The sequence below is a fragment of the Pseudomonas sp. ASL4 genome (genome assembly GCF_056680395.1).
Genome location: NZ_CM155280.1, coordinates 5,001,179 through 5,019,101 on the forward strand (window position 1 = coordinate 5,001,179; position 17,923 = coordinate 5,019,101).

Below are 17,923 nucleotides of genomic sequence, written 5' to 3' on the forward strand. Positions count from 1 at the left end.
AACTCCTTACATTCGCGGCCGCAAGCAGCCGCTGTTACTCGTTGATACGCCGGGCCAGGTTGTTGGCGCTGTCGATCAGCACCCGGCGATAGTCGTTGTAATTGTTCTTGGCGTCGGCCCGAGGGGCAACGATGCACAGGGTTGCAATGGCGATGCCGCTGGGGTCTTTGACCGGGGCGGCGAAGCAATGGGTAAAAGTATCGGCGACGCTATCGAAAGAGAAAAACCCATCGAGGCCAGCCTGGCGGATTTCCTGGAGAAACTGTTCCAGCGGCAGGCGTTCGCCGTTGGGCAGGATAAAGTCGTCGTAGTCGATCAGGTCGATGATTGCCTGGTCGCTCAAGTGCGAGAGCAGCAGGCGTCCGGACGCGGTCCAGGGAATTGGCGCGTTTTCGCCGATGTCCGAGGAAATGCGGAAATGCCGCTCGCCCTCTTTCATCAGCGCAACGGTGTACTTGCGACCATTGAGCAGACACATCTGCGCGGTTTCGTGGGTCTGGCTGACGATTTCCTGCAAGGCGTAATCGGCCTCACGGGTCAGGTCGAAATGGCGCAGGTGCGCCTGCCCGAGGAAGTACAGCTGGCGGCCGAGGTAAACGTGACCGTCCTTGCCCACGGTCTCGAGGATGCGCCGTTCCAACAGCGAGGCCACCAGTTCGTAGACCGTGGATTTCGGGCTGCCGATGCCGCTGGCGATTTCGTTCGGGCGCAGGGGCTGGCCGATCTCCTTGAGGAAATCGAGGATATCGAACGCCCGGTCCAGACCGCGTGCCCGGCGTTTGATGGTGTCTTCGGTCATGTCATCAGGTTCCCATTCAAAGTGCCGGGAGTTTACCTAGAGTGCAGCGGCGACCGTTAGGCCGTCTTCGCGGGTAAACCACGCTCCCACATTGGAATGCGTTCTCCTGTGGGAGCGTGGCTTGCCCGCGATGGGCGCGACTCGGTTCAGGCCTTTTTCTTGTACGCGATGCAGTCAATCTCAACCTTGCAATCAACCATCATGTTCGCCTGCACGCAGGCCCGGGCCGGGGCGTGTTCGCTTTTGAAGTACTCGGAGAACACCTTGTTGAAACTCCAGAAATCCCGCGGATCTTCCAGCCACACACCAGCGCGCACTACGTCTTCGAGGCCATAACCGGCTTCTTCGAGGATGGCGATCAGGTTTTTCATAGTCTGGTGAGTCTGCTCGACGATACCGCCCACAATAATTTCGCCATCCAGCGACGGCACCTGGCCGGACACATGCAGCCAGCCATCGGCTTCAACGGCTCGGGCGAAAGGACGAGGCTGGCCGCCACCGGCGCTGCTACCGGTGCCGTAACGAGTAATGCTCATGAGTGTTTCTCCTGATTAATAGGGTTAAAAACGAGTGTTCTTGAGAAATTCCGCCAAACGCGGCGATTTCGGGTGTTCGAACAGTTCCTTGGGTGGCCCCTGCTCTTCGATTCGCCCTTGGTTCATGAAGACGATTTTGTCCGAGACTTCGAAGGCAAAACGCATTTCGTGGGTCACCAGCAGCATGGTCATGCCTTCATCGGCCAGGCCCTTGATCACGTTCAGCACTTCGCCGACCAGTTCCGGGTCGAGGGCCGAGGTGACTTCGTCGAACAGCATCAGGCTCGGGTTCATCGCAATCGCCCGGGCAATCGCCACCCGCTGTTGCTGACCGCCGGACAACTGGCCGGGATAGTGATCACGGCGTTCGTACAAGCCAACCCGCTCCAGCCATTTCTCGGCCAGCGCCACGGCTTCGTCCTTGTGCAGCTTTTTGACCTTGAGCAAACCGAGGGTGACGTTCTGCAACGCGGTCAGGTGCGGGAACAGGTTGAACTGCTGGAACGCCATGCCGGTCATCGCGCGATGGCGGGCAATGACTTTTTCCGCGTGGCGTACACGTTTGCCGTTGACCTCGTCATAACCGATGGATTCGCCATCGAGCAGGATCTGCCCGCCCTGGAATTCTTCGAGCATGTTCACGCAACGCAGCAGCGTGGTCTTGCCCGAGCCGCTGGAACCGATCAGCGTGACCACGTTGCCGCGCTGCATGCTAAGGTCGACGCCCTTGAGCACTTCAAGCTTGCCGTATTGTTTGTGCAAGCCGCGAATGTCCAGCAGGGCCTGGCCGTTTTGTGCAGTAGAAGTCTGAGTCATGGCAAAGCCACCCGCTTTTCAATGTGCCGGCCGAGTAATTCGATGGCGTAGTTGATGACGAAAAAAAGGAAACCGGCGAACAGGTAGAACTCGAGGGTCATGAAGGTCCGGGCGATGATCTGTTGCGTGCTGAGCAGCAACTCGGCCACGCCGATCACCGACAGCAAGGTCGAAGCCTTGACGATCTCGGTGGACGAATTGACCCAGGTCGGCAGGATCTGCCGCAACGCCTGAGGCAACAGCACATAACCCAGCGATTGATAAAACGTCAGGCCAATCGCCTTGCTCGCTTCCATCTGCCCGCGAGGTAACGCTTGCAGCGCACCGCGCACGATCTCGGCGACGTGGGAGCCGCAAAACAACGTCAGCCCCAAGGCACCGGCCTGAAACGCACTGATCTGCCAGCCGAGCGCCGGCGCCATATAGAAGCAGGCCAGCACCAGCACAAACACCGGCGTGCCGCGAATCAGATCGACGTAGAAACGGAACGGCGCGCGCATCCAGACATTGCCGTACGTCAGCACCAGACCGGCAACAATGCCGATCATCGTGCCCAGCAAAATCGCCAGGGCCGAGCACTGCACCGTGACCAGAAAGCCCTGCCACAGCACTTCCCGCGCCACCCACAACTCATGCAACCAACTAGGGGATTCGTACATGGGAGGCTCCTATCGGCGGATCGCCAGACGCTGCTCGAGGTAACGCAGGATCATGGCAATGAGGTAACAGGCCGCAACATAGAGCGCTGTGGTCACCATCCAGGTTTCAATCACCCGGTAGCTCTCGACATTGATCTTGCGCGCGTAATAGGTCAGCTCAGGCACCGCAATTGCGGCCGCCAGCGAGGTGTCCTTGAACAGCGAAATGAAGTTGTTCGACAGCGCCGGCAGCACGTTGCGCAGCATCACCGGCACAGTGACGTAGGCCTTGACCTGCCACTCGCCGAGCCCGATGGCCAACCCGGCTTCACGCTGGCCCTTGGGAATGCTCAACAGCCCGCCACGGAACACTTCGGTCAGGTAAGCCCCGGCATACAGCGACAGGGTGATGATGAACGAAGGGATCTTGTCCAGCCGAATGCCCAGGCTCGGCAACGCGAAGTAGATCAACAGAATCAACACCAGAATCGGCGTGTTACGGATCACCGTCACGTACACCGACGCCAGCACCCGCAACGCGCGATGCTTGGATAACAAAGCAAACGCCATCAGCAGGCCGATCACGCAGCCGATGGCGATCGACACCAGCGCCAGCTCAAGGCCCAGACCGAGCCCCGCTAGCAAACTGGGGAAATCGCGCCACACGGCGGCAAAGTTCAACTGATAGTTCATGGTCAGCAGTACCTTGAACGGGGCGCCTTCATAGCCGCCCCGCTCATCATTTTAGAAATGGAAACGTCGCGAGCGAAGGAAAGACAAGGCGAAAACAGGCGAGAAAGCGGAGTTGGCTTTAGCCAATGAGCATTTCGAGGCTGTTTTCAACGCAGTATTTTCGAGCGCAGCAGTTTTCATTTGAATTCGACGGGGAAACCGATGGCTGGGGTAGGCAGATCGACACCGAACCATTGTTTGAACGACGCCGCGTAAGTCGGAAACTCGACGCCGGTCATCGCTTCATGCAGCACCGTGTTGACGAAGTTCAGCCAATCCTGATCGCCACGTTTAACGGCGCAGGCGTAGGTTTGCGGGCTCCAGGCGTAGGTCGGGCTGCGATAGCGGCCAGGGTTCTGCACCATCAGGTATTTGACCGACGACTGATCGGTGGCGGCGGCATCGGCACGACCAGAGTTCACGGCTTGATACATCAAGTCGACGCTGTCGTACTGGTCGACCTTGGCTTTGGGCAGCGCCTGATGCACCAGCTCTTCGGCGTACACGTTTTGCAGCACCGCCACGGTCACGCTGTCGCCAGCCGCTTGCAGGTCTTCGATTTCCTTGTACTTGCTGTTGTTGGGTAACAGCAGGCCGACGCCTTCGCGGTAGTACGGCAGGGTGAATGCAACCTGCTGCGCACGGCTGGCGGTAACGGTAATGAACTGGCAACTGATGTCGACTTTGTCCGTCAGCAGGTTCGGAATCCGCGCATCGGACGACTGCACCACGTACTCAACCTTGCTCGGGTCGTTGAACAAACCCTTGGCAATCATGTGCCCGATATCGATATCAAAACCCTGCAACTTGCCGTCCGCCCCCTGGAAGTGCCACGGCGCGTTGGTACTCCCCGTACCCACAATCAATTTCCCACGGGTCAGCACGCTATCGAGCTTGCTGTCCGCTGCCTGGGCAACACCCACGGCAGCGGCCGAAGCCGCGAGAATCAAAACACACGCTTTGAACAAGGAAGGTCGGCGATGCATGGCAAGCACTCCAGATGATATGTATTCCGCTATACCGGAAGTAGGTATGTAACAACGGAATAGACAGCAGAAAGTGTGCCATAGAATGTGGGGCGATGCTGGAGCGGTTGAAAAGTGTTTTGAATCAAATGGATAGGTGATGGCGTGGTTAAAGCGTTACCAAACGCACAGGTTATCGAACGCTACCGTTGGCTACAGCGGGCGGGTACTTGCTTCACAATTGGGCTTCGACGAGCTGATTCGGTGCAGGCCTGCACTCGAAGGATTAAAACTGGAAAACCTACGGAAATATAAAGCGATTCGGTGCACTATCGCTCGCCTGCATCCTTGTAAACATCACCGCGCTCTCTTTTCCCCACAGCGATGACCGTCACTACGAGTACCTCATCTTTCACGCGGTAAACCATTCGATACCCCGCACTCCGTAGCGTGATCTTATAAGCATTTCCAAGTCCGCTGAGTCTGTCTGCAGGTACGTGCGGGTTTACAAGTCGCTCTTGTAGCTTTTTCTTAAACTGCTCCCTCAGGTTAACCCCGAGTTTTTTCCATTCTTTCCAGGCCTTTTCAGAAAACTCCAGCTCATAGGTCATCAATGGAAACCTTTATGGTCGGATCGTTTTCCCGCTCTTTACACAGAGCGATCAATTCCAAATCATCCAGACGACTCATCAAGGCTTCGTACTCTTTGGCGGGCACACAATAGAAGGCCGGCTCGTTGCGGTTTAGGATCGCTACAGACAGACCACCGCCGGCAGCTACCGTACCCATCGGGTTTTTTTTCAGTTCAGAGATGCTCGCTACTACCTGCGAAAGCACGATATGTGTCATGAAGTTATTCCTTAGGGTGCTTTAAGAAGTGCTAAAAATAGCACCCGGAAGCGTATCTGGCCCTATTCTTTTGACATAAAGGCCGCGTTCAATACCTGCCGCACACCCCCTCTACGAATGCCTAAAAAGTATCACGCCACACGCTTCTGTATTTCCGCGTTTGCCGTCAGGCGTGTCTTGCAAGACGGTGGGGCATATCCCAATGAGCGTAGGAAAGCTCATCACCTGTAATTTCTGACAGTAGACCCGCCCCTCACCCTCCTTTAACGTCATCAAGCCTTAGATGCTCGTTGTGAAAAGGAGCTTTCAATGACCTCGACAACCACTCCCATCGCGCTAGCCCCGACCTACCGCAAAGCCCTGAAAACCTGGCGCCCGGTAATCCTGTATTTCGGCAATCAGCACTGCCCTGCGTGCGAAGAGGCCGGGCCGATTTTTCGCGGGATCGCCGAGCCGTATCGGCAGCGGGCGGACATCTACATGTTGAACACCAGCGAATCGCCGCGGCACCCGAATGTCACCGGGACGCCGACTGTGTTGTTTTACAAGGATGGGAGACTGCTGAAAAAGCTTAAAGGGATTGGTACTCCGCAAACCTTGGCAGCGGACTTTGTAGTGCACATTGGCAAGGTGAAACCCAGGTTTACGGCTCGAAAGCCGAAACATGACCTGGCGTGGTTGCGTCGGACTTTGCGTAGGTTGTGTACGGTGGCTCGGGCTCATCAGCTGAGCAGGGAGTCGTTTAGCGTTTGGTAGATTGCCTTCGCGAGCAAGCCCGCTCCCACATTAGACCTGCGGTGAACACATTATTTGTGAACACCACCGACCACCTGTGGGAGCGGGCTTGCTCGCGAAGAGGCCCTCAAACCCGGCGCAAATCACCCGCCGACGCGCGCCAACATCACCCGCGTCACCCGCCGTTCTTCAACCGCCACCACCGTCATCATCCAGCCGTCCCACTCATGGCTGTCACCGATCATCGGCAGGCGATCCAGCACGCTCATCACCAACCCGGCGAGGGTTTGATAATCATCAGTAGGTTGCGCGCTGAAACCCGTGCGCTGGCGCACCCGCGCCAGGTTCAATGCGCCGCTGACCATGAACCCGCCCTGCTCTTCCAGCACATCCGGGCCTTCGATTTCGCTGGCATCCGGCAGTTCGCCGGCGATCGACTCGAGAATGTCGGTCATGGTCAGCACGCCGACGAAGTCACCGAATTCATTGACTACAAAGGCAATGTGGGTCGAGGCTTTGCGCATCTGTTCCAAAGCATTAAGGATCGAATAACTGTCCAGCAAGTTGATGGTTTTGCGCGCCAGGTCTTCGAGGTCGGGCTCGTTGCCGCCCAGGTATTCCTTCAACAGTTCCTTTTTGTGCACGAAGCCCAGCGGCTCATCCACCGCGCCGTCGCGAATGAGCGGCAGGCGCGAGTAGGACGAATGCATCAGCTGTGTACGAATGGTCTCGGCATCGTCAGATAAATCGATGTGGTCGACATCGGCCCGCACGGTCATCAAGGTGCGAATTGGCCGCTCGGCCAATTGCAGCACGCCACTGATCATCACCCGCTCGCGCCGGTCGAACAGCACTTCACTCGGCGCTGCACCGTTATCCAGCAAGTCGGCAATTTCCTCGCCAACCTCTTCCGCCGCCAAGGTGCGACCACCCAGCAAACGCATCACCGCATGGGCGGTACGTTCGCGCACCGGTCGCAGGCCCTGCAGGGAGCGTTTGCGCCGGGCCCGGGCGATCTGGTTGAACACTTCGATCAGGATCGAGAAGCCGATGGCCGCATACAGGTAGCCCTTGGGAATGTGGAACCCCAGGCCCTCGGCGGTCAGGGCGAAGCCAATCATCATCAAGAAGCCCAGACAGAGCATGATCACCGTCGGGTGTTCGTTGACGAATCGAGTCAGCGGTTTGCTGGCGACGATCATCAGGCCGATGGAAATAATCACCGCGATCATCATCACCGCCAGTTCATCGACCATGCCCACGGCGGTAATCACCGCATCGAGGGAGAACACCGCATCGAGCACCACGATCTGCGCCACGATCGGCCAGAACATCGCATAAGCGCTGTTGCTGGCGCGCTGGCCGACATGACCTTCGAGCCGTTCATGCAATTCCATGGTGGCCTTGAACAACAGGAACACACCGCCGAACAGCATGATCAGGTCTCGGCCCGAGAAGCTCTTGTCGAACACCTCGAACAGCGGCTGAGTCAGGGTCACCAGCCAGGAAATACTCGCCAGCAAGCCAAGGCGCATCAGCAGCGCGAGGGACAAACCGATGATCCGCGCACGGTCACGCTGCTCCGGCGGCAACTTGTCCGCCAGGATCGCAATAAACACCAGGTTGTCGATGCCCAGCACCAGTTCCAGCACGATCAAGGTCAACAGGCCCAGCCACGCGGTGGGGTCAGCTATCCATTCCATAAAATTATCTCGATCTCTTCAGCGAATTCAGAATGCCGGGCACGGCAAAGTGCGGCGCGAGGGCCGTTGGGCTGCGATGAAAAAGATAGACTGGAATCGGAAAACCGGGTGTTTGGCGTGCGTCAGGGTTGCGCGCAGGCGCGAGATGAAGGGCTGACTGGGAGGCTCCGAGAGGGTGTTCATGCAGGTCCTGAAAGGAAAAAGGACTTGGAGCGTACAGGTGATGGCGACATTTCCTACAGCGGGAAATTATTACAAGATCTGTATTCCTTCTAAGGTGGTGGTGTTTTTGAGGACGCCTTCGAGCAAGCCCGCTCCCACAGGGGATCTCGAGCTTCCACAAAACCAATGTGGGAGCGGGCTTACTCGCGAAGCTTTTGCTTTTAGCTATTTCTGATCTGCTCGATATACCTGGCCACCACCGCCGACTTCTCAAACCGCCGATAAACCATCGACAACCAAGAACTCGCCTCACATCCTTCGATCACCCGGTACACCACACCCGGCAACCCCACATGCCCGACCACCGATTCCGGCACCACCGCCACGCCCTGTCCCAGCGACACCAGGGCAATCACCGCCACTAAGCCGCCCGGTTGCGCCCCCAGGGTCGGTGCGAAACCACCCTGCGCGGCGACTTGCAACGTGCCGCTGATTTGCTCCGGCAGGATGAAGGTTTCATTTTGCAAATGCGCCGGGCTGATCTGCGGTAAGCGACACAGCCAGGAATCGCTCGACAGCGCCAGTACAAAGCCCTCCGAATCGAGGCGAATCGCTTCCAGCCCATCGGGCAAGGTCATCGGCGAGCGCACATAACCGATATCGAACCGACCTTCGATCACCAGGCCCGGCAGCGCGGCCATTGGACTTTCCCGCACATTCAGGCTGACGTCCGGACACTGGCGGCTAAACGCTTGCACCTGCTTTTGCAGCAACCCCGAGTACACCGCCGACGCCACGTAACCCAGTTCGATATGGCCAATATCGCCACGCCCGGCGCGCTGGGCATTGCGTTGGGCGAATTCGAATTGGCGCACCGTCGCTTCGGCTTCGATCACCAGCGCGGCGCCGGCCTCGGTCAGGCTGACATCGCGCTGGCGACGCAGGAACAACCGGGTGCCCAGTTCGGTTTCCATGTCCTGGATCTGCCGGCTCAAGGTCGGCGGTGCGATGCCGAGTTGTTCGGCGGCGCGGGTGAAGTTGCGCTGCCGGGCAACGGCCAGAAAGTAGCGGAAATGGCGTATGTCCATCGGTGTGTTAGCTCAAAGGTAATGAAGTCTCGACCGGCAGCTAACAAAGGCTGACTTGGAGCGGGATAAGCTTTCGATGCAGCCACAGTAGAGAGCCAAAACCATGTACGTCAAACACCTTACTCAAAAGGCAATCACCTCATGAACCGGGTCAGCCCACGCAAGACGCTTCTGACCGCCTCCGGGGTGTGTTCGCTGATCGTCCTCGACACTAATATTGTCGCCGTCACCCTGCCGACGATCGCCCGGGACCTGGGCGCTAATTTTGCCGACATCGAATGGGTCGTCAGTGCCTACATGCTGGCCTTCGCTGCGTTGTTACTGCCGGCAGGCAGTATCGCCGACCGCTTCGGCCGGCAGAAAACCCTGCTCTGGGGCCTGGGCATTTTTATTCTCGCTTCAATCGGTTGCGGTGCTGCACCGAGCGCGTTGTTGCTCGACATTGCCCGGGCGATCAAGGGTGTCGGCGCGGCGTTGCTGCTGACCTCGGCGCTGGCCTCGATCGGCCATACCTTTCACGACGAAGTGGAACGGGCCAAAGCCTGGGCGTTCTGGGGCGCGTGCATGGGCGTGGCGATGACGGCCGCGCCTACCCTCGGCGGGCTGATCACCGAATACGTGGGCTGGCGCTGGATTTTCTACCTCAACCTGCCGGTAGGTGTGCTGCTGATGGCGATGGTCTGGCGCAATGTGCCGGAATCCCGTGATACCCAATCCGCACGTCTCGATCCCTGGGGCAGCCTGGCGTTCAGCGCGAGTTTGTTATGTTTGATCTGGGGTTTGATCGAAGCCAACCGCGTCGGCTGGAGCAACCCGCTGACCTACGCCCGGCTGATCGGCGGCGCGCTGTTGCTGGGACTGTTTGTCGTAATTGAACGGGGGCAGCAACGGCCGATGGTCGACCTGCAATTGTTCAAGCATCCGCGCTTCATCGGCGCGCTGCTGGGGATGTTTGCCTACGCCGGTTGCGCTCAAGTGATGATGACGTTGCTGCCGTTCTACCTGCAAAACGGCTTGGGTTTCTCGGCCATCGCCTCGGGGCTGGGGATGTTGCCGTTTGCCCTGACGATGTTGATCTGCCCGCGCATTGGTGCACGACTGGCGAACCGGTTTGAACCCGCGACCATGATGGCCGCCGGGCTGACACTGGTCGGCAGCGGCAACCTGCTCAGCGCCTGGGCAGTCAACAGCGGCGGCTACCTGCCCTTCGCGCTGGCGATTGCCGTAACCGGTGCCGGGGCCGGGCTGCTGAATGGCGACACGCAGAAAAACATCATGGCCTGCGTGCCTCGGGACCGCGCCGGCATGGCCTCGGGCATGAGCACCACCATGCGCTTTAGCGCGATCATGTTGGCCATCGGCGTGTTCGGCGCGTTGCTGGCCAGTCATACCGAGTTGTTGTTGCGTAACAGCCTGTCGGGGCAATGGCTCGATCAGACGCGAGGTATCGCCTCGCGGGTGGTGGCCGGTGACATGACAGCGGCGTTGGATCTGCTGCCGGACACCGCACGCAGCGTGGTCGAACCATTGGCCCGGCAGGCGTTCGTCGGCGGTTTCAGTCTGTTGCTGCTGGTCGCGGGGTTATTGGCATTACTGGGGGCGCTGGTGGTAGGCACGCTGATGCGCAATCCGATACCCGCACCCAACGCCATCAGCGCGTCTGCTTGAACGACGCCAGCACCCGCTCGGCATTGGCATCGCAGCCCATGCCCTCGGGCTTCGCTTGAATGTCGTCGATCACCGCCAGCAGCTTGGCCTTGCTCTGTGCCAGATGCTTTTGCATCTCTTCAATCTGCTCGACTTTGCGCGTAAGGCCCGCCAGCAGTTCGTCATGCTTGAATTCTCCGGTCGCAGTGTCTGGCATCAGTTGCTTCAACTCTTCCAGGCTGAACCCGGCCTGCTGGGCGCAATGGATCAGATACAGCGTTTGCAACACCTGCTCGGGATAATGCCGGTAGCCGTTGGCCCGGCGTTCCACTTTCTGGATCAGGCCCTGAGCCTCGTAAAACCGAATGCGCGACGGGTTGAACCCGCTCAGTTGCGCCAATTCACCAATCTTCATCTCAGCCTCATTTACCTGCTTGACATTAAAGTTAACTTTAAGCTTAGCCTCTACGCATCACTTATGAGGAGTCAAGCAATGTCGCCCTTCCAAGCGTTGAATTTGCCCAACGGCCAGACCATCGGCAATCGCATCGCCAAAGCTGCAATGGAAGAAAATCTCGCCGACACTCAACAAGCCCCTTCGGATGCCCTGTTGCGCTTGTACCAAGCCTGGGCCGAGGGCGAAGCCGGGTTGTTGCTGACTGGCAACGTAATGATTGACCGTCGCGCCATGACCGGTCCCGGCGGCGTCGTGCTGGAGGACGAGCGGCACCTTCAACGTTTTCGTCAATGGGCGACCATTGGCCGGGCCGGTGGCGCGCAGTTCTGGGTGCAGCTCAACCATCCTGGCCGCCAGACCATGGCCAACCTTGGTCAGCAGGCCTTGGCGCCATCGGCAGTGGCGCTGGATCTTGGTGGGTTTTCGAAGATGTTCGCCGAGCCGAAGCCGATGACCGACAGCGATATCACCGAGGTGATCCAGCGCTTCGCCACCAGCGCCACCCTGGCGGAAAAGGCTGGGTTCACCGGCGTGCAGATCCATGCGGCCCACGGATATTTGCTCAGCCAGTTTCTGTCGCCGCTGACCAACCGCCGCACCGATCAATGGGGAGGTTCACTGGAGAATCGTGCGCGCCTGCTACTCAATGTGGTCAGCGCTGTTCGCAATGCGGTGTCGCCGCAGTTCTGCGTAGCGGTGAAGCTCAACTCTGCGGACTTCCAGCGCGGCGGCTTCGATGCCGACGATGCCAAGCAAGTGATCCAGTGGCTCAACGAGCAGCAGATCGACTTGCTGGAACTGTCTGGCGGCAGCTATGAAGCCCCAGCCATGCAAGGCGAAGCCCGGGACGGCCGGACGTTGGCGCGTGAAGCTTATTTCCTGGAAATGGCCGGCGAACTGGCCAGCGTGGCGCAGATGCCAGTGATGGTGACTGGCGGGATTCGCCGTTTGGCCATCGTTGAACAAGTGCTCGACAGTGGCATCGCCATGGCCGGGATCGGTACCGCGATGGCAATTGAACCGCACCTGGTCAAACACTGGCGCGAAGGCCGGAACAGCCACCCACAACTGCCTCCAATACAGTGGAAGCGCAAACCCTTGGCCGCATTGGCGAGCATGGCGGTGGTGAAATTCCAGTTGCATCGCCTGAGTCGTGGACTCAAGCCTCGGCCGCAAGTCTCGGCGTTATGGGCATTGATCCGCGATCAGGTGTACATCGCCCGGCGCACCCGTCAGTACAAACAGGCCATGGCCAAGTAATCGTTAATCGGGGTGAGTCATGATCGCCATTGAGTTGTCCTCTTTTAATCCCGAGGACAACTCATCGATCACTGGAGCACCCCATGGCGAAAATCACCATTGCCCAGCAACTGGCAACCACCCTTGAACAGGCCGGCGTCAAACGCATCTGGGGCCTGACCGGCGACAGCCTCAATGGCCTGACCGAAGCCCTGCGCACCATGGACAGCATCGAATGGATGCACGTGCGTCACGAAGAAGTCGCGGCGTTTGCCGCCGGGGCCGAAGCGGCGGTCACCGGGGAACTGGCGGTGTGTGCCGGCAGTTGCGGGCCGGGCAACCTGCACTTGATCAACGGGTTGTTCGACTGCCACAAAAACCATGTGCCGGTGCTGGCCATTGCCGCGCAGATCCCCTCGTCCGAAATCGGCCTGAACTACTTTCAGGAAACCCATCCGCAGGACCTGTTCAAGGAATGCAGCCACTTCGTCGAACTGGTCAGCAACCCGGCGCAGATGCCGCAGGTGCTGCACCGGGCGATGCGTAGCGCGATCCTCAACCGTGGCGTCGCGGTGGTGGTGATTCCCGGTGACGTGGCATTGCAGGAAGTCGAAGACAACCTCAAACCCTGGCCGGCTCTATCCAAGCCGCGCACCCTGCCCGCGCCTCAGGACCTGGATCGACTGGTCGAACTGCTCAGCCAAAGCAAAGCCGTCACCCTGATGTGTGGCGCCGGGTGCGCTGGGGCCCACGATCAAGTGGTGGCGCTGGCCGATGCCCTCGGCGCGCCGGTGGTGCATGCCTTGCGCGGCAAGGAGCACGTGGAGTGGGACAACCCGTTCGACGTCGGCATGACCGGGCTCATCGGCTTTAGCTCCGGGTATCACGCGATGCTCAACTGCGACACGCTGGTGATGCTTGGCACCGACTTCCCGTACCGGCAGTTCTACCCCACCGACGCCACGATCATTCAGATCGACCACGACCCTCAGGCCCTCGGTCGGCGTACCACGCTGGACCTGGGCATCGCCGCTGACGTCAGCGAAACCCTCGCCGCGTTGCTGCCGCGCCTGCCATATCGCGGCGACCGGAGTTTTCTGGAATCGTCGCTCAAGCATTACGAGAAGGCACGCCAGGGCCTTGATGACCTGGCCCAGCCTTCCGCACCGGGCCGGCCGATTCACCCGCAATACCTGACCCGACTGCTCAGTGAACTGGCGGATGACGACGCGATCTTCACTGCCGACGTCGGCACCCCGACGGTGTGGGCGGCCCGATATCTGAAGATGAACGGCAAGCGCCGATTGCTCGGCTCGTTCAACCACGGCTCGATGGCGAACGCCATGCCGCAGGCCATTGGCGCGCAAGCGGTGTTTCCTGATCGGCAGGTGATTTCGTTGTCCGGCGACGGTGGTTTCAGCATGTTGATGGGGGATTTCATCTCACTGGCGCAGTTGAAATTGCCGGTGAAAATCATCGTCTACGACAACGCTTCATTGGGCTTCGTCGCCATGGAAATGAAGTCCGCCGGGATGCTCGATACCGGTACAGACCTGCACAACCCGGACTTTGCGGCGATGGCCAATGCCATGGGCATTCTCGGGATTCGGGTCGAGGAGTCGCAAGCGCTGGAGCCGGCATTGCGCCGGGCAATGGCCCATGACGGGCCGGTGCTGGTGGACGTGATTACCGCGACTCAGGAACTGGCCATGCCGCCGGCAATCAAGCTTGAGCAGGCCAAGGGGTTCAGCCTGTACATGCTCAAAGCGGTGATGAGTGGACGTGGCGATGAGGTGATTGAGTTGGCGCGGACTAACTGGTTTCGCTGAGAGGTGGTGTTGAATTGGCCGGCCCCATCGCGAGCAAGCTCGCTCCCACAGGTGATCTGGGTGATGGCAGCGATCACCTTCACACCGCAGAACCAATGTGGGAGCGGGCTTGCTCGCGAAGGCGCCGTTTCAGCCGACATCGATGTTGAATGAACCAGCGCTTTCGCGAGCAAGCCCGCTCCCACAAGGGGTTCTCTATCGTCCGGAGAATCGCAACCTGGACAGCTGCCGCAAATCCCCTTCCAGATAGTAATCATTGGTCCAGCTGTCATCCGCCGTCAAAGGCTGGACTTCCTTGAGCGCCAGTTTCTTCGCAAAGTACCTGAACCGGTAATGCTCATAAAACCGCAACAACTCCAACCCGTAACGGTCCGCCAGATCCGTATCGCCGCGAATGATCAGGAAGTTCTCATCATTGCCGTCGCTCGCCGACACGCTGAGGTTGTGGCTGCCGCTGATGATGGTCGGCGCGTCCGTGGTGAAGTCGGTGATGATGGCTTTGGTGTGTACCAGCAGATCGCCCTTCTGGCCTTTCATGTTTTCCTTGAGCCAGCCTTCCAGCCCGGTGTTGAGCAGTGCGGTGGCGGCGAACTCGGCGGTGCGGTCAGCATGGAAACCGGTGATGCTGCTGGCGGTGTTTTGCAGGCCGTAGCGCAAAATATCGTCATGGGGCTGACCGAGCAACGCATTGAGGATCTCGTCGGGCAACGCGAACGCCGTAACGAACAGCACATCCTTTTTCGCCGCGTTGATGATGTCGACGAATTCCGTCAAATCACCCTGGCCCGAGCGCGGCGAGAAGCCGACAAACAGTGGCTGCGTCGGGTCCATCGGGTTGTTTTTGGTCAGCCAGGTTCGCGTGGCACCGACGTCCGCCGGGTTCGCCCACACCTCCTCGAAGGTTTGCAGGTAAAGGGTGCCGATTCGCACGTCATCCAGCACATGCACCACGTTGGCCTGACGGTAGACACCGTTGGCGGTGAAATTGGTGCTGCCACAAAGCACCGCTTGCGGCTGGTGCTCGCCGCCACCATCCACTTTGCTCAGGACAATGAACTTGTCGTGGAAGATGCTGTGGGTGACGCGTCCGCGCTTGTTTGCCGCCGGGATTTTTTCCAGGCTGGCCTCGTTCATCGTGGTGTCAGAATCGCCCGGTTTCGCGTGATACAGCACCCGCACCTTGACCCCACGGGCGAACGCGGCGTTTACCTCATCGATGATCGACTCTAACTGGTACTCGTAGATGGCGATGTCCAGCGCCCATTGATCGTCCAGCGCACGCTTGATAAACCCCAACAGGCGCCCAAGCAAACCGTTTTCCAGCCATTGTTGCGCAGCGATGGGCCAGTCTTCGATGGGCAGGTTTTTGTTGGCGCTGATCTGGGCGTCGAGGTCCGGAAACTTGCGCTGGAACGCCTGACTGGCGGCCACGGCCCGGTTGAAGATCACGCTCTGGTTTTTCGGCAGGCCATTGTCGGCGGTGATCGACAGCTCCAGAAACTCACCCAGTTGCACCGCATCGGGCGTGCCGTAGGCCAGGTGGACGCGGTAATTCATCGTCGTCCCCGGAATAACGGCGTAATCGGCCCAGCGAAACTTCTGCAGCGGCGCGATATCGCTGGGGGTGGCGGCGTATTGGGGGAAGGTATGGACCTTGCCGGGAAAGGTCAGGCTGTTGAACAGGAACTCCCAGGGTTTGTCGCCCTGCTGTTTTTCGATGGCAAACCCCAGCAAGCCTTTGCGGCGGGGATCGGCCAGGTCCATGGCCAACAACACGCCGTTGGTGCCGGCGTAGGCTTTGACGCGGAAATCATCCTGACTGTTTGCGACTAGAACGCGCATGGGTCACTCCTGTGAATGGGTTGGCTTGGTTAGCATAGGGTATGCGATGCCGATTTGGGGGGCTGATCCTAAAGCGAGGGGATGCTTTCGCGAGCAAGCCCGCTCCCACAGGGGATCTCTGTCACAGCGAAGATCCCCTGTGGGAGCGGGCTTGCTCGCGAAGAGGCCGGCACAAACACCCGAGTACTCAGCCTGAAATCAGCTCATCAATATGCCGATACTCAGCCCGCAACTCGCTAGCCATCACCTTAGCCCGCCCAAGCCGAATCGGCCCGCGCTCGATATCAATCAGCAGCCCCGGACATTCCAGCACCGGCAACCCCAGCCATTCTTTCAATCGCCCATCGGTCACCAGCAACAATCGCTGCTGCTCCGCCGGAAAGCGTTTCTGCCGAGCGCTCAACCACTGCCCCGCCTCACTCAGCGCCGCGAGCAACGGCGTGCCACCGCCCGCGCCCAGCCGATCCAGCCAGTCGCGTAAACCGCTGGAAGCCTTCAATCCTTGCACCTGCCACTTCGGCGCGCTGCCGCTGGCAGTCAGTAACGCCAGACGCGCCCGCTGCCGGTAGGCGTCGTCGAACAGTTGCGCCAACAAGCCCTTGGCATCGCTCAACGCCTGATGACGCCGGGTCGAGGCCGAAGCGTCGACGATCACCAGCCAAAGTTCGTGGGCCGAACGAGTGCGCAGATGAAACAGCAAATCTTCATGCTGACGCGGGCGCCCATTGAGCAAGGTGCCGGGCCAGTTGATCGAACCTTGGGGTGCGGCGCGGCGCTTGCCTTGTCGGCCATTGTCCAGCCGTCCGGCGCGGGGTCTGGCATTCGCCCCCGCGTCAGATCGAGGGCGAATGCCTAGGGCTTTTTTGGCCAGCTCGGCACGTCACGTCGGGCGCCGACCGGGAGTGCCTGGGCGGGCATTTCGCCCCACTGGCCCTGGCCTTCGCTCGGGTTGTCGTTTTGGCTGGAGGGCGCCTGGCTTTGTTGCGGTGCCGGTGGCGTCTGTTCGCGGCGGCGATGGCGCAAGGCAAACTCGGCGACCGCGTCGATATCTTCCTCGGCAATCGCTTTTGCCCCGCGCCAAGCCGCATGGGCCCGTGCGGCGCGCAGCCAGACCAGATCGGCGCGCAGGCCATCGACACCCGCAGCAAAACAGCGCTCGGTTATCTGCGCGAGCGCTGCGTCATCCAGAGGGATGCTCGCCAATGCGCTGCGCGCCTGCTGGCAGCGTTCGCGCAGGGATTGCTGCTGGTTTTCCCACTCAGCGCAGAAGCTTTGAGGATCGCTGTCGAAATCCAGTCGCCGACGGATGATCTGACCGCGCTCGGCCGGTGCGGTGTGGCCGCTAAGCGCGACGTTCAGGCCGAAGCGGTCAAGCAGTTGCGGACGCAGTTCACCCTCTTCGGGATTCATGGTGCCGATCAGCACGAACTTCGCCGAATGCCGATGGGAAATGCCGTCACGCTCGACCAGGTTGGTGCCGCTGGCGGCCACATCGAGCAGCAGGTCGACGAGGTGATCGGGCAGCAAATTGACCTCATCGACGTAAAGCACGCCGCCGTCAGCCTTGGCCAGCACGCCGGGGGAAAACTGTGCACGACCCTCGCTCAGGGCGGCGTCGAGGTCAAGGGTGCCGACCAGTCGCTCTTCGGTGGCCCCCAAAGGCAAGGTGACGAATTGACCGCTGGCGAGCAGGTCGGCGAGACCCCGAGCGAGCGTCGACTTGGCCATACCGCGCGGGCCTTCGATCAGTACGCCACCGATTTTCGGGTCGATAGCGGTCAGGTACAGCGCGAGCTTCAAATCGTCGGCGCCGACCACGGCGGAGAGCGGGAAATGGGGGGTGTCGGTCATTATTAAATCTCGGTCATGGTCGGTAGGTGCATCAG

General features: G+C 59.7%; 18 protein-coding genes. 4 read left to right on the forward strand and 14 right to left on the reverse strand.

All coding sequences use genetic code 11. The annotated features are described in order from the left end of the window. Positions 1–34 precede the first annotated feature (34 nt). The 8 genes from AC1MEW_RS22570 to AC1MEW_RS22605 all read right to left on the reverse strand — a co-directional run bounded on the left by AC1MEW_RS22570 (position 35) and on the right by AC1MEW_RS22605 (position 5,335). Positions 35–799, reverse strand: a complete 765-nt coding sequence (locus AC1MEW_RS22570; RefSeq protein ID WP_480423711.1) for an IclR family transcriptional regulator — start codon at positions 797–799, stop codon at positions 35–37. Positions 800–945: 146 nt separating this feature from the next. Beyond that, complete coding sequence (locus AC1MEW_RS22575; protein WP_322268329.1) at positions 946–1,335, reverse strand: RidA family protein; 390 nt, start codon at positions 1,333–1,335, stop codon at positions 946–948. 24 nt (positions 1,336–1,359) lie between these two features. Further along, positions 1,360–2,151, reverse strand: a complete 792-nt coding sequence (locus AC1MEW_RS22580; RefSeq protein WP_201256891.1) for an amino acid ABC transporter ATP-binding protein — start codon at positions 2,149–2,151, stop codon at positions 1,360–1,362. Then, the gene (locus tag AC1MEW_RS22585) at positions 2,148–2,810 is read right to left on the reverse strand and encodes an amino acid ABC transporter permease (RefSeq protein WP_201204036.1); all 663 of its coding nucleotides are present in this window, start codon (positions 2,808–2,810) and stop codon (positions 2,148–2,150) included. Before AC1MEW_RS22585 ends, AC1MEW_RS22580 begins: the two co-directional genes overlap by 4 nt. 9 nt (positions 2,811–2,819) lie before the next feature. After that, positions 2,820–3,482: an amino acid ABC transporter permease gene (locus AC1MEW_RS22590; RefSeq protein WP_201204038.1), complete on the reverse strand. Its 663-nt coding sequence runs from the start codon at positions 3,480–3,482 to the stop codon at positions 2,820–2,822. A gap of 176 nt (positions 3,483–3,658) precedes the next feature. Beyond that, positions 3,659–4,507, reverse strand: coding sequence for a transporter substrate-binding domain-containing protein (locus AC1MEW_RS22595; RefSeq protein ID WP_201204047.1), 849 nt, complete (start codon positions 4,505–4,507; stop codon positions 3,659–3,661). Positions 4,508–4,815: 308 nt separating this feature from the next. Next, entirely contained in the window at positions 4,816–5,097 is a 282-nt protein-coding gene (locus AC1MEW_RS22600) for a type II toxin-antitoxin system RelE family toxin (protein ID WP_201256892.1), read from the reverse strand. Beyond that, the gene (locus tag AC1MEW_RS22605; RefSeq protein WP_201256893.1) at positions 5,087–5,335 is read right to left on the reverse strand and encodes a type II toxin-antitoxin system Phd/YefM family antitoxin; all 249 of its coding nucleotides are present in this window, start codon (positions 5,333–5,335) and stop codon (positions 5,087–5,089) included. Before AC1MEW_RS22605 ends, AC1MEW_RS22600 begins: the two co-directional genes overlap by 11 nt. Positions 5,336–5,644: 309 nt before the next feature. Here AC1MEW_RS22605 and AC1MEW_RS22610 point away from each other — a divergent pair, with 309 nt between their 5' ends. Beyond that, positions 5,645–6,091, forward strand: a complete 447-nt coding sequence (locus AC1MEW_RS22610; RefSeq protein ID WP_480423712.1) for a thioredoxin family protein — start codon at positions 5,645–5,647, stop codon at positions 6,089–6,091. A 122-nt stretch (positions 6,092–6,213) separates the two neighbouring features. Here AC1MEW_RS22610 and AC1MEW_RS22615 read toward each other — a convergent pair whose 3' ends face one another. Further along, positions 6,214–7,773, reverse strand: coding sequence for a TerC family protein (locus AC1MEW_RS22615; protein WP_480423713.1), 1,560 nt, complete (start codon positions 7,771–7,773; stop codon positions 6,214–6,216). A 383-nt stretch (positions 7,774–8,156) separates the two neighbouring features. After that, on the reverse strand, positions 8,157–9,023 hold the full coding sequence (locus AC1MEW_RS22620) for a LysR family transcriptional regulator (protein ID WP_201256896.1): 867 nt from the start codon (positions 9,021–9,023) through the stop codon (positions 8,157–8,159). A 141-nt stretch (positions 9,024–9,164) separates the two neighbouring features. Between AC1MEW_RS22620 and AC1MEW_RS22625 the strand changes: the two genes are divergently transcribed. Beyond that, a complete protein-coding gene (locus AC1MEW_RS22625; RefSeq protein ID WP_480423714.1) occupies positions 9,165–10,691 on the forward strand; it encodes an MFS transporter in 1,527 nt (508 codons plus the stop codon). Here AC1MEW_RS22625 and AC1MEW_RS22630 read toward each other — a convergent pair. Next, on the reverse strand, positions 10,675–11,085 hold the full coding sequence (locus AC1MEW_RS22630; RefSeq protein WP_201256898.1) for a MerR family transcriptional regulator: 411 nt from the start codon (positions 11,083–11,085) through the stop codon (positions 10,675–10,677). The genes AC1MEW_RS22625 and AC1MEW_RS22630 overlap by 17 nt on opposite strands. Before the next feature lie 78 nt (positions 11,086–11,163). Between AC1MEW_RS22630 and AC1MEW_RS22635 the strand changes: the two genes are divergently transcribed. Both AC1MEW_RS22635 and poxB read left to right on the forward strand, forming a co-directional pair. Further along, positions 11,164–12,387 (forward strand): NADH:flavin oxidoreductase/NADH oxidase family protein, encoded by a 1,224-nt coding sequence (locus AC1MEW_RS22635; RefSeq protein WP_480423715.1) that lies wholly within the window; start codon positions 11,164–11,166, stop codon positions 12,385–12,387. Between the two features lie 83 nt (positions 12,388–12,470). Continuing rightward, the gene (gene poxB, locus AC1MEW_RS22640; protein WP_201256900.1) at positions 12,471–14,195 is read left to right on the forward strand and encodes a ubiquinone-dependent pyruvate dehydrogenase; all 1,725 of its coding nucleotides are present in this window, start codon (positions 12,471–12,473) and stop codon (positions 14,193–14,195) included. 195 nt (positions 14,196–14,390) lie between these two features. Here the strand turns inward: poxB and AC1MEW_RS22645 are convergent, their stop codons facing one another. From AC1MEW_RS22645 to AC1MEW_RS22655, 3 genes are all read right to left on the reverse strand, one after another. After that, positions 14,391–16,037, reverse strand: a complete 1,647-nt coding sequence (locus AC1MEW_RS22645) for a phospholipase D-like domain-containing protein (protein ID WP_201256901.1) — start codon at positions 16,035–16,037, stop codon at positions 14,391–14,393. 187 nt (positions 16,038–16,224) lie between these two features. Beyond that, a complete protein-coding gene (locus AC1MEW_RS22650; RefSeq protein ID WP_480423716.1) occupies positions 16,225–16,770 on the reverse strand; it encodes a vWA domain-containing protein in 546 nt (181 codons plus the stop codon). A 119-nt stretch (positions 16,771–16,889) separates the two neighbouring features. Next, complete coding sequence (locus tag AC1MEW_RS22655; RefSeq protein WP_201256903.1) at positions 16,890–17,888, reverse strand: magnesium chelatase ATPase subunit I; 999 nt, start codon at positions 17,886–17,888, stop codon at positions 16,890–16,892. Positions 17,889–17,923 lie beyond the last annotated feature (35 nt).

Coding starts and splice junctions, on each gene's coding strand:
- AC1MEW_RS22615 (WP_480423713.1), bottom strand. CDS start 7,773: ATGGAATGGATAGCTGACCCCACCGCGTGGCTGGGCCTGTTGACCTTG.
- AC1MEW_RS22590 (WP_201204038.1), bottom strand. CDS start 3,482: ATGAACTATCAGTTGAACTTTGCCGCCGTGTGGCGCGATTTCCCCAGT.
- AC1MEW_RS22580 (WP_201256891.1), bottom strand. CDS start 2,151: ATGACTCAGACTTCTACTGCACAAAACGGCCAGGCCCTGCTGGACATT.
- AC1MEW_RS22625 (WP_480423714.1), top strand. CDS start 9,165: ATGAACCGGGTCAGCCCACGCAAGACGCTTCTGACCGCCTCCGGGGTG.
- poxB (WP_201256900.1), top strand. CDS start 12,471: ATGGCGAAAATCACCATTGCCCAGCAACTGGCAACCACCCTTGAACAG.
- AC1MEW_RS22635 (WP_480423715.1), top strand. CDS start 11,164: ATGTCGCCCTTCCAAGCGTTGAATTTGCCCAACGGCCAGACCATCGGC.
- AC1MEW_RS22595 (WP_201204047.1), bottom strand. CDS start 4,507: ATGCATCGCCGACCTTCCTTGTTCAAAGCGTGTGTTTTGATTCTCGCG.
- AC1MEW_RS22620 (WP_201256896.1), bottom strand. CDS start 9,023: ATGGACATACGCCATTTCCGCTACTTTCTGGCCGTTGCCCGGCAGCGC.
- AC1MEW_RS22655 (WP_201256903.1), bottom strand. CDS start 17,888: ATGACCGACACCCCCCATTTCCCGCTCTCCGCCGTGGTCGGCGCCGAC.
- AC1MEW_RS22605 (WP_201256893.1), bottom strand. CDS start 5,335: ATGACACATATCGTGCTTTCGCAGGTAGTAGCGAGCATCTCTGAACTG.
- AC1MEW_RS22610 (WP_480423712.1), top strand. CDS start 5,645: ATGACCTCGACAACCACTCCCATCGCGCTAGCCCCGACCTACCGCAAA.
- AC1MEW_RS22630 (WP_201256898.1), bottom strand. CDS start 11,085: ATGAAGATTGGTGAATTGGCGCAACTGAGCGGGTTCAACCCGTCGCGC.
- AC1MEW_RS22570 (WP_480423711.1), bottom strand. CDS start 799: ATGACCGAAGACACCATCAAACGCCGGGCACGCGGTCTGGACCGGGCG.
- AC1MEW_RS22645 (WP_201256901.1), bottom strand. CDS start 16,037: ATGCGCGTTCTAGTCGCAAACAGTCAGGATGATTTCCGCGTCAAAGCC.
- AC1MEW_RS22575 (WP_322268329.1), bottom strand. CDS start 1,335: ATGAGCATTACTCGTTACGGCACCGGTAGCAGCGCCGGTGGCGGCCAG.
- AC1MEW_RS22585 (WP_201204036.1), bottom strand. CDS start 2,810: ATGTACGAATCCCCTAGTTGGTTGCATGAGTTGTGGGTGGCGCGGGAA.
- AC1MEW_RS22600 (WP_201256892.1), bottom strand. CDS start 5,097: ATGACCTATGAGCTGGAGTTTTCTGAAAAGGCCTGGAAAGAATGGAAA.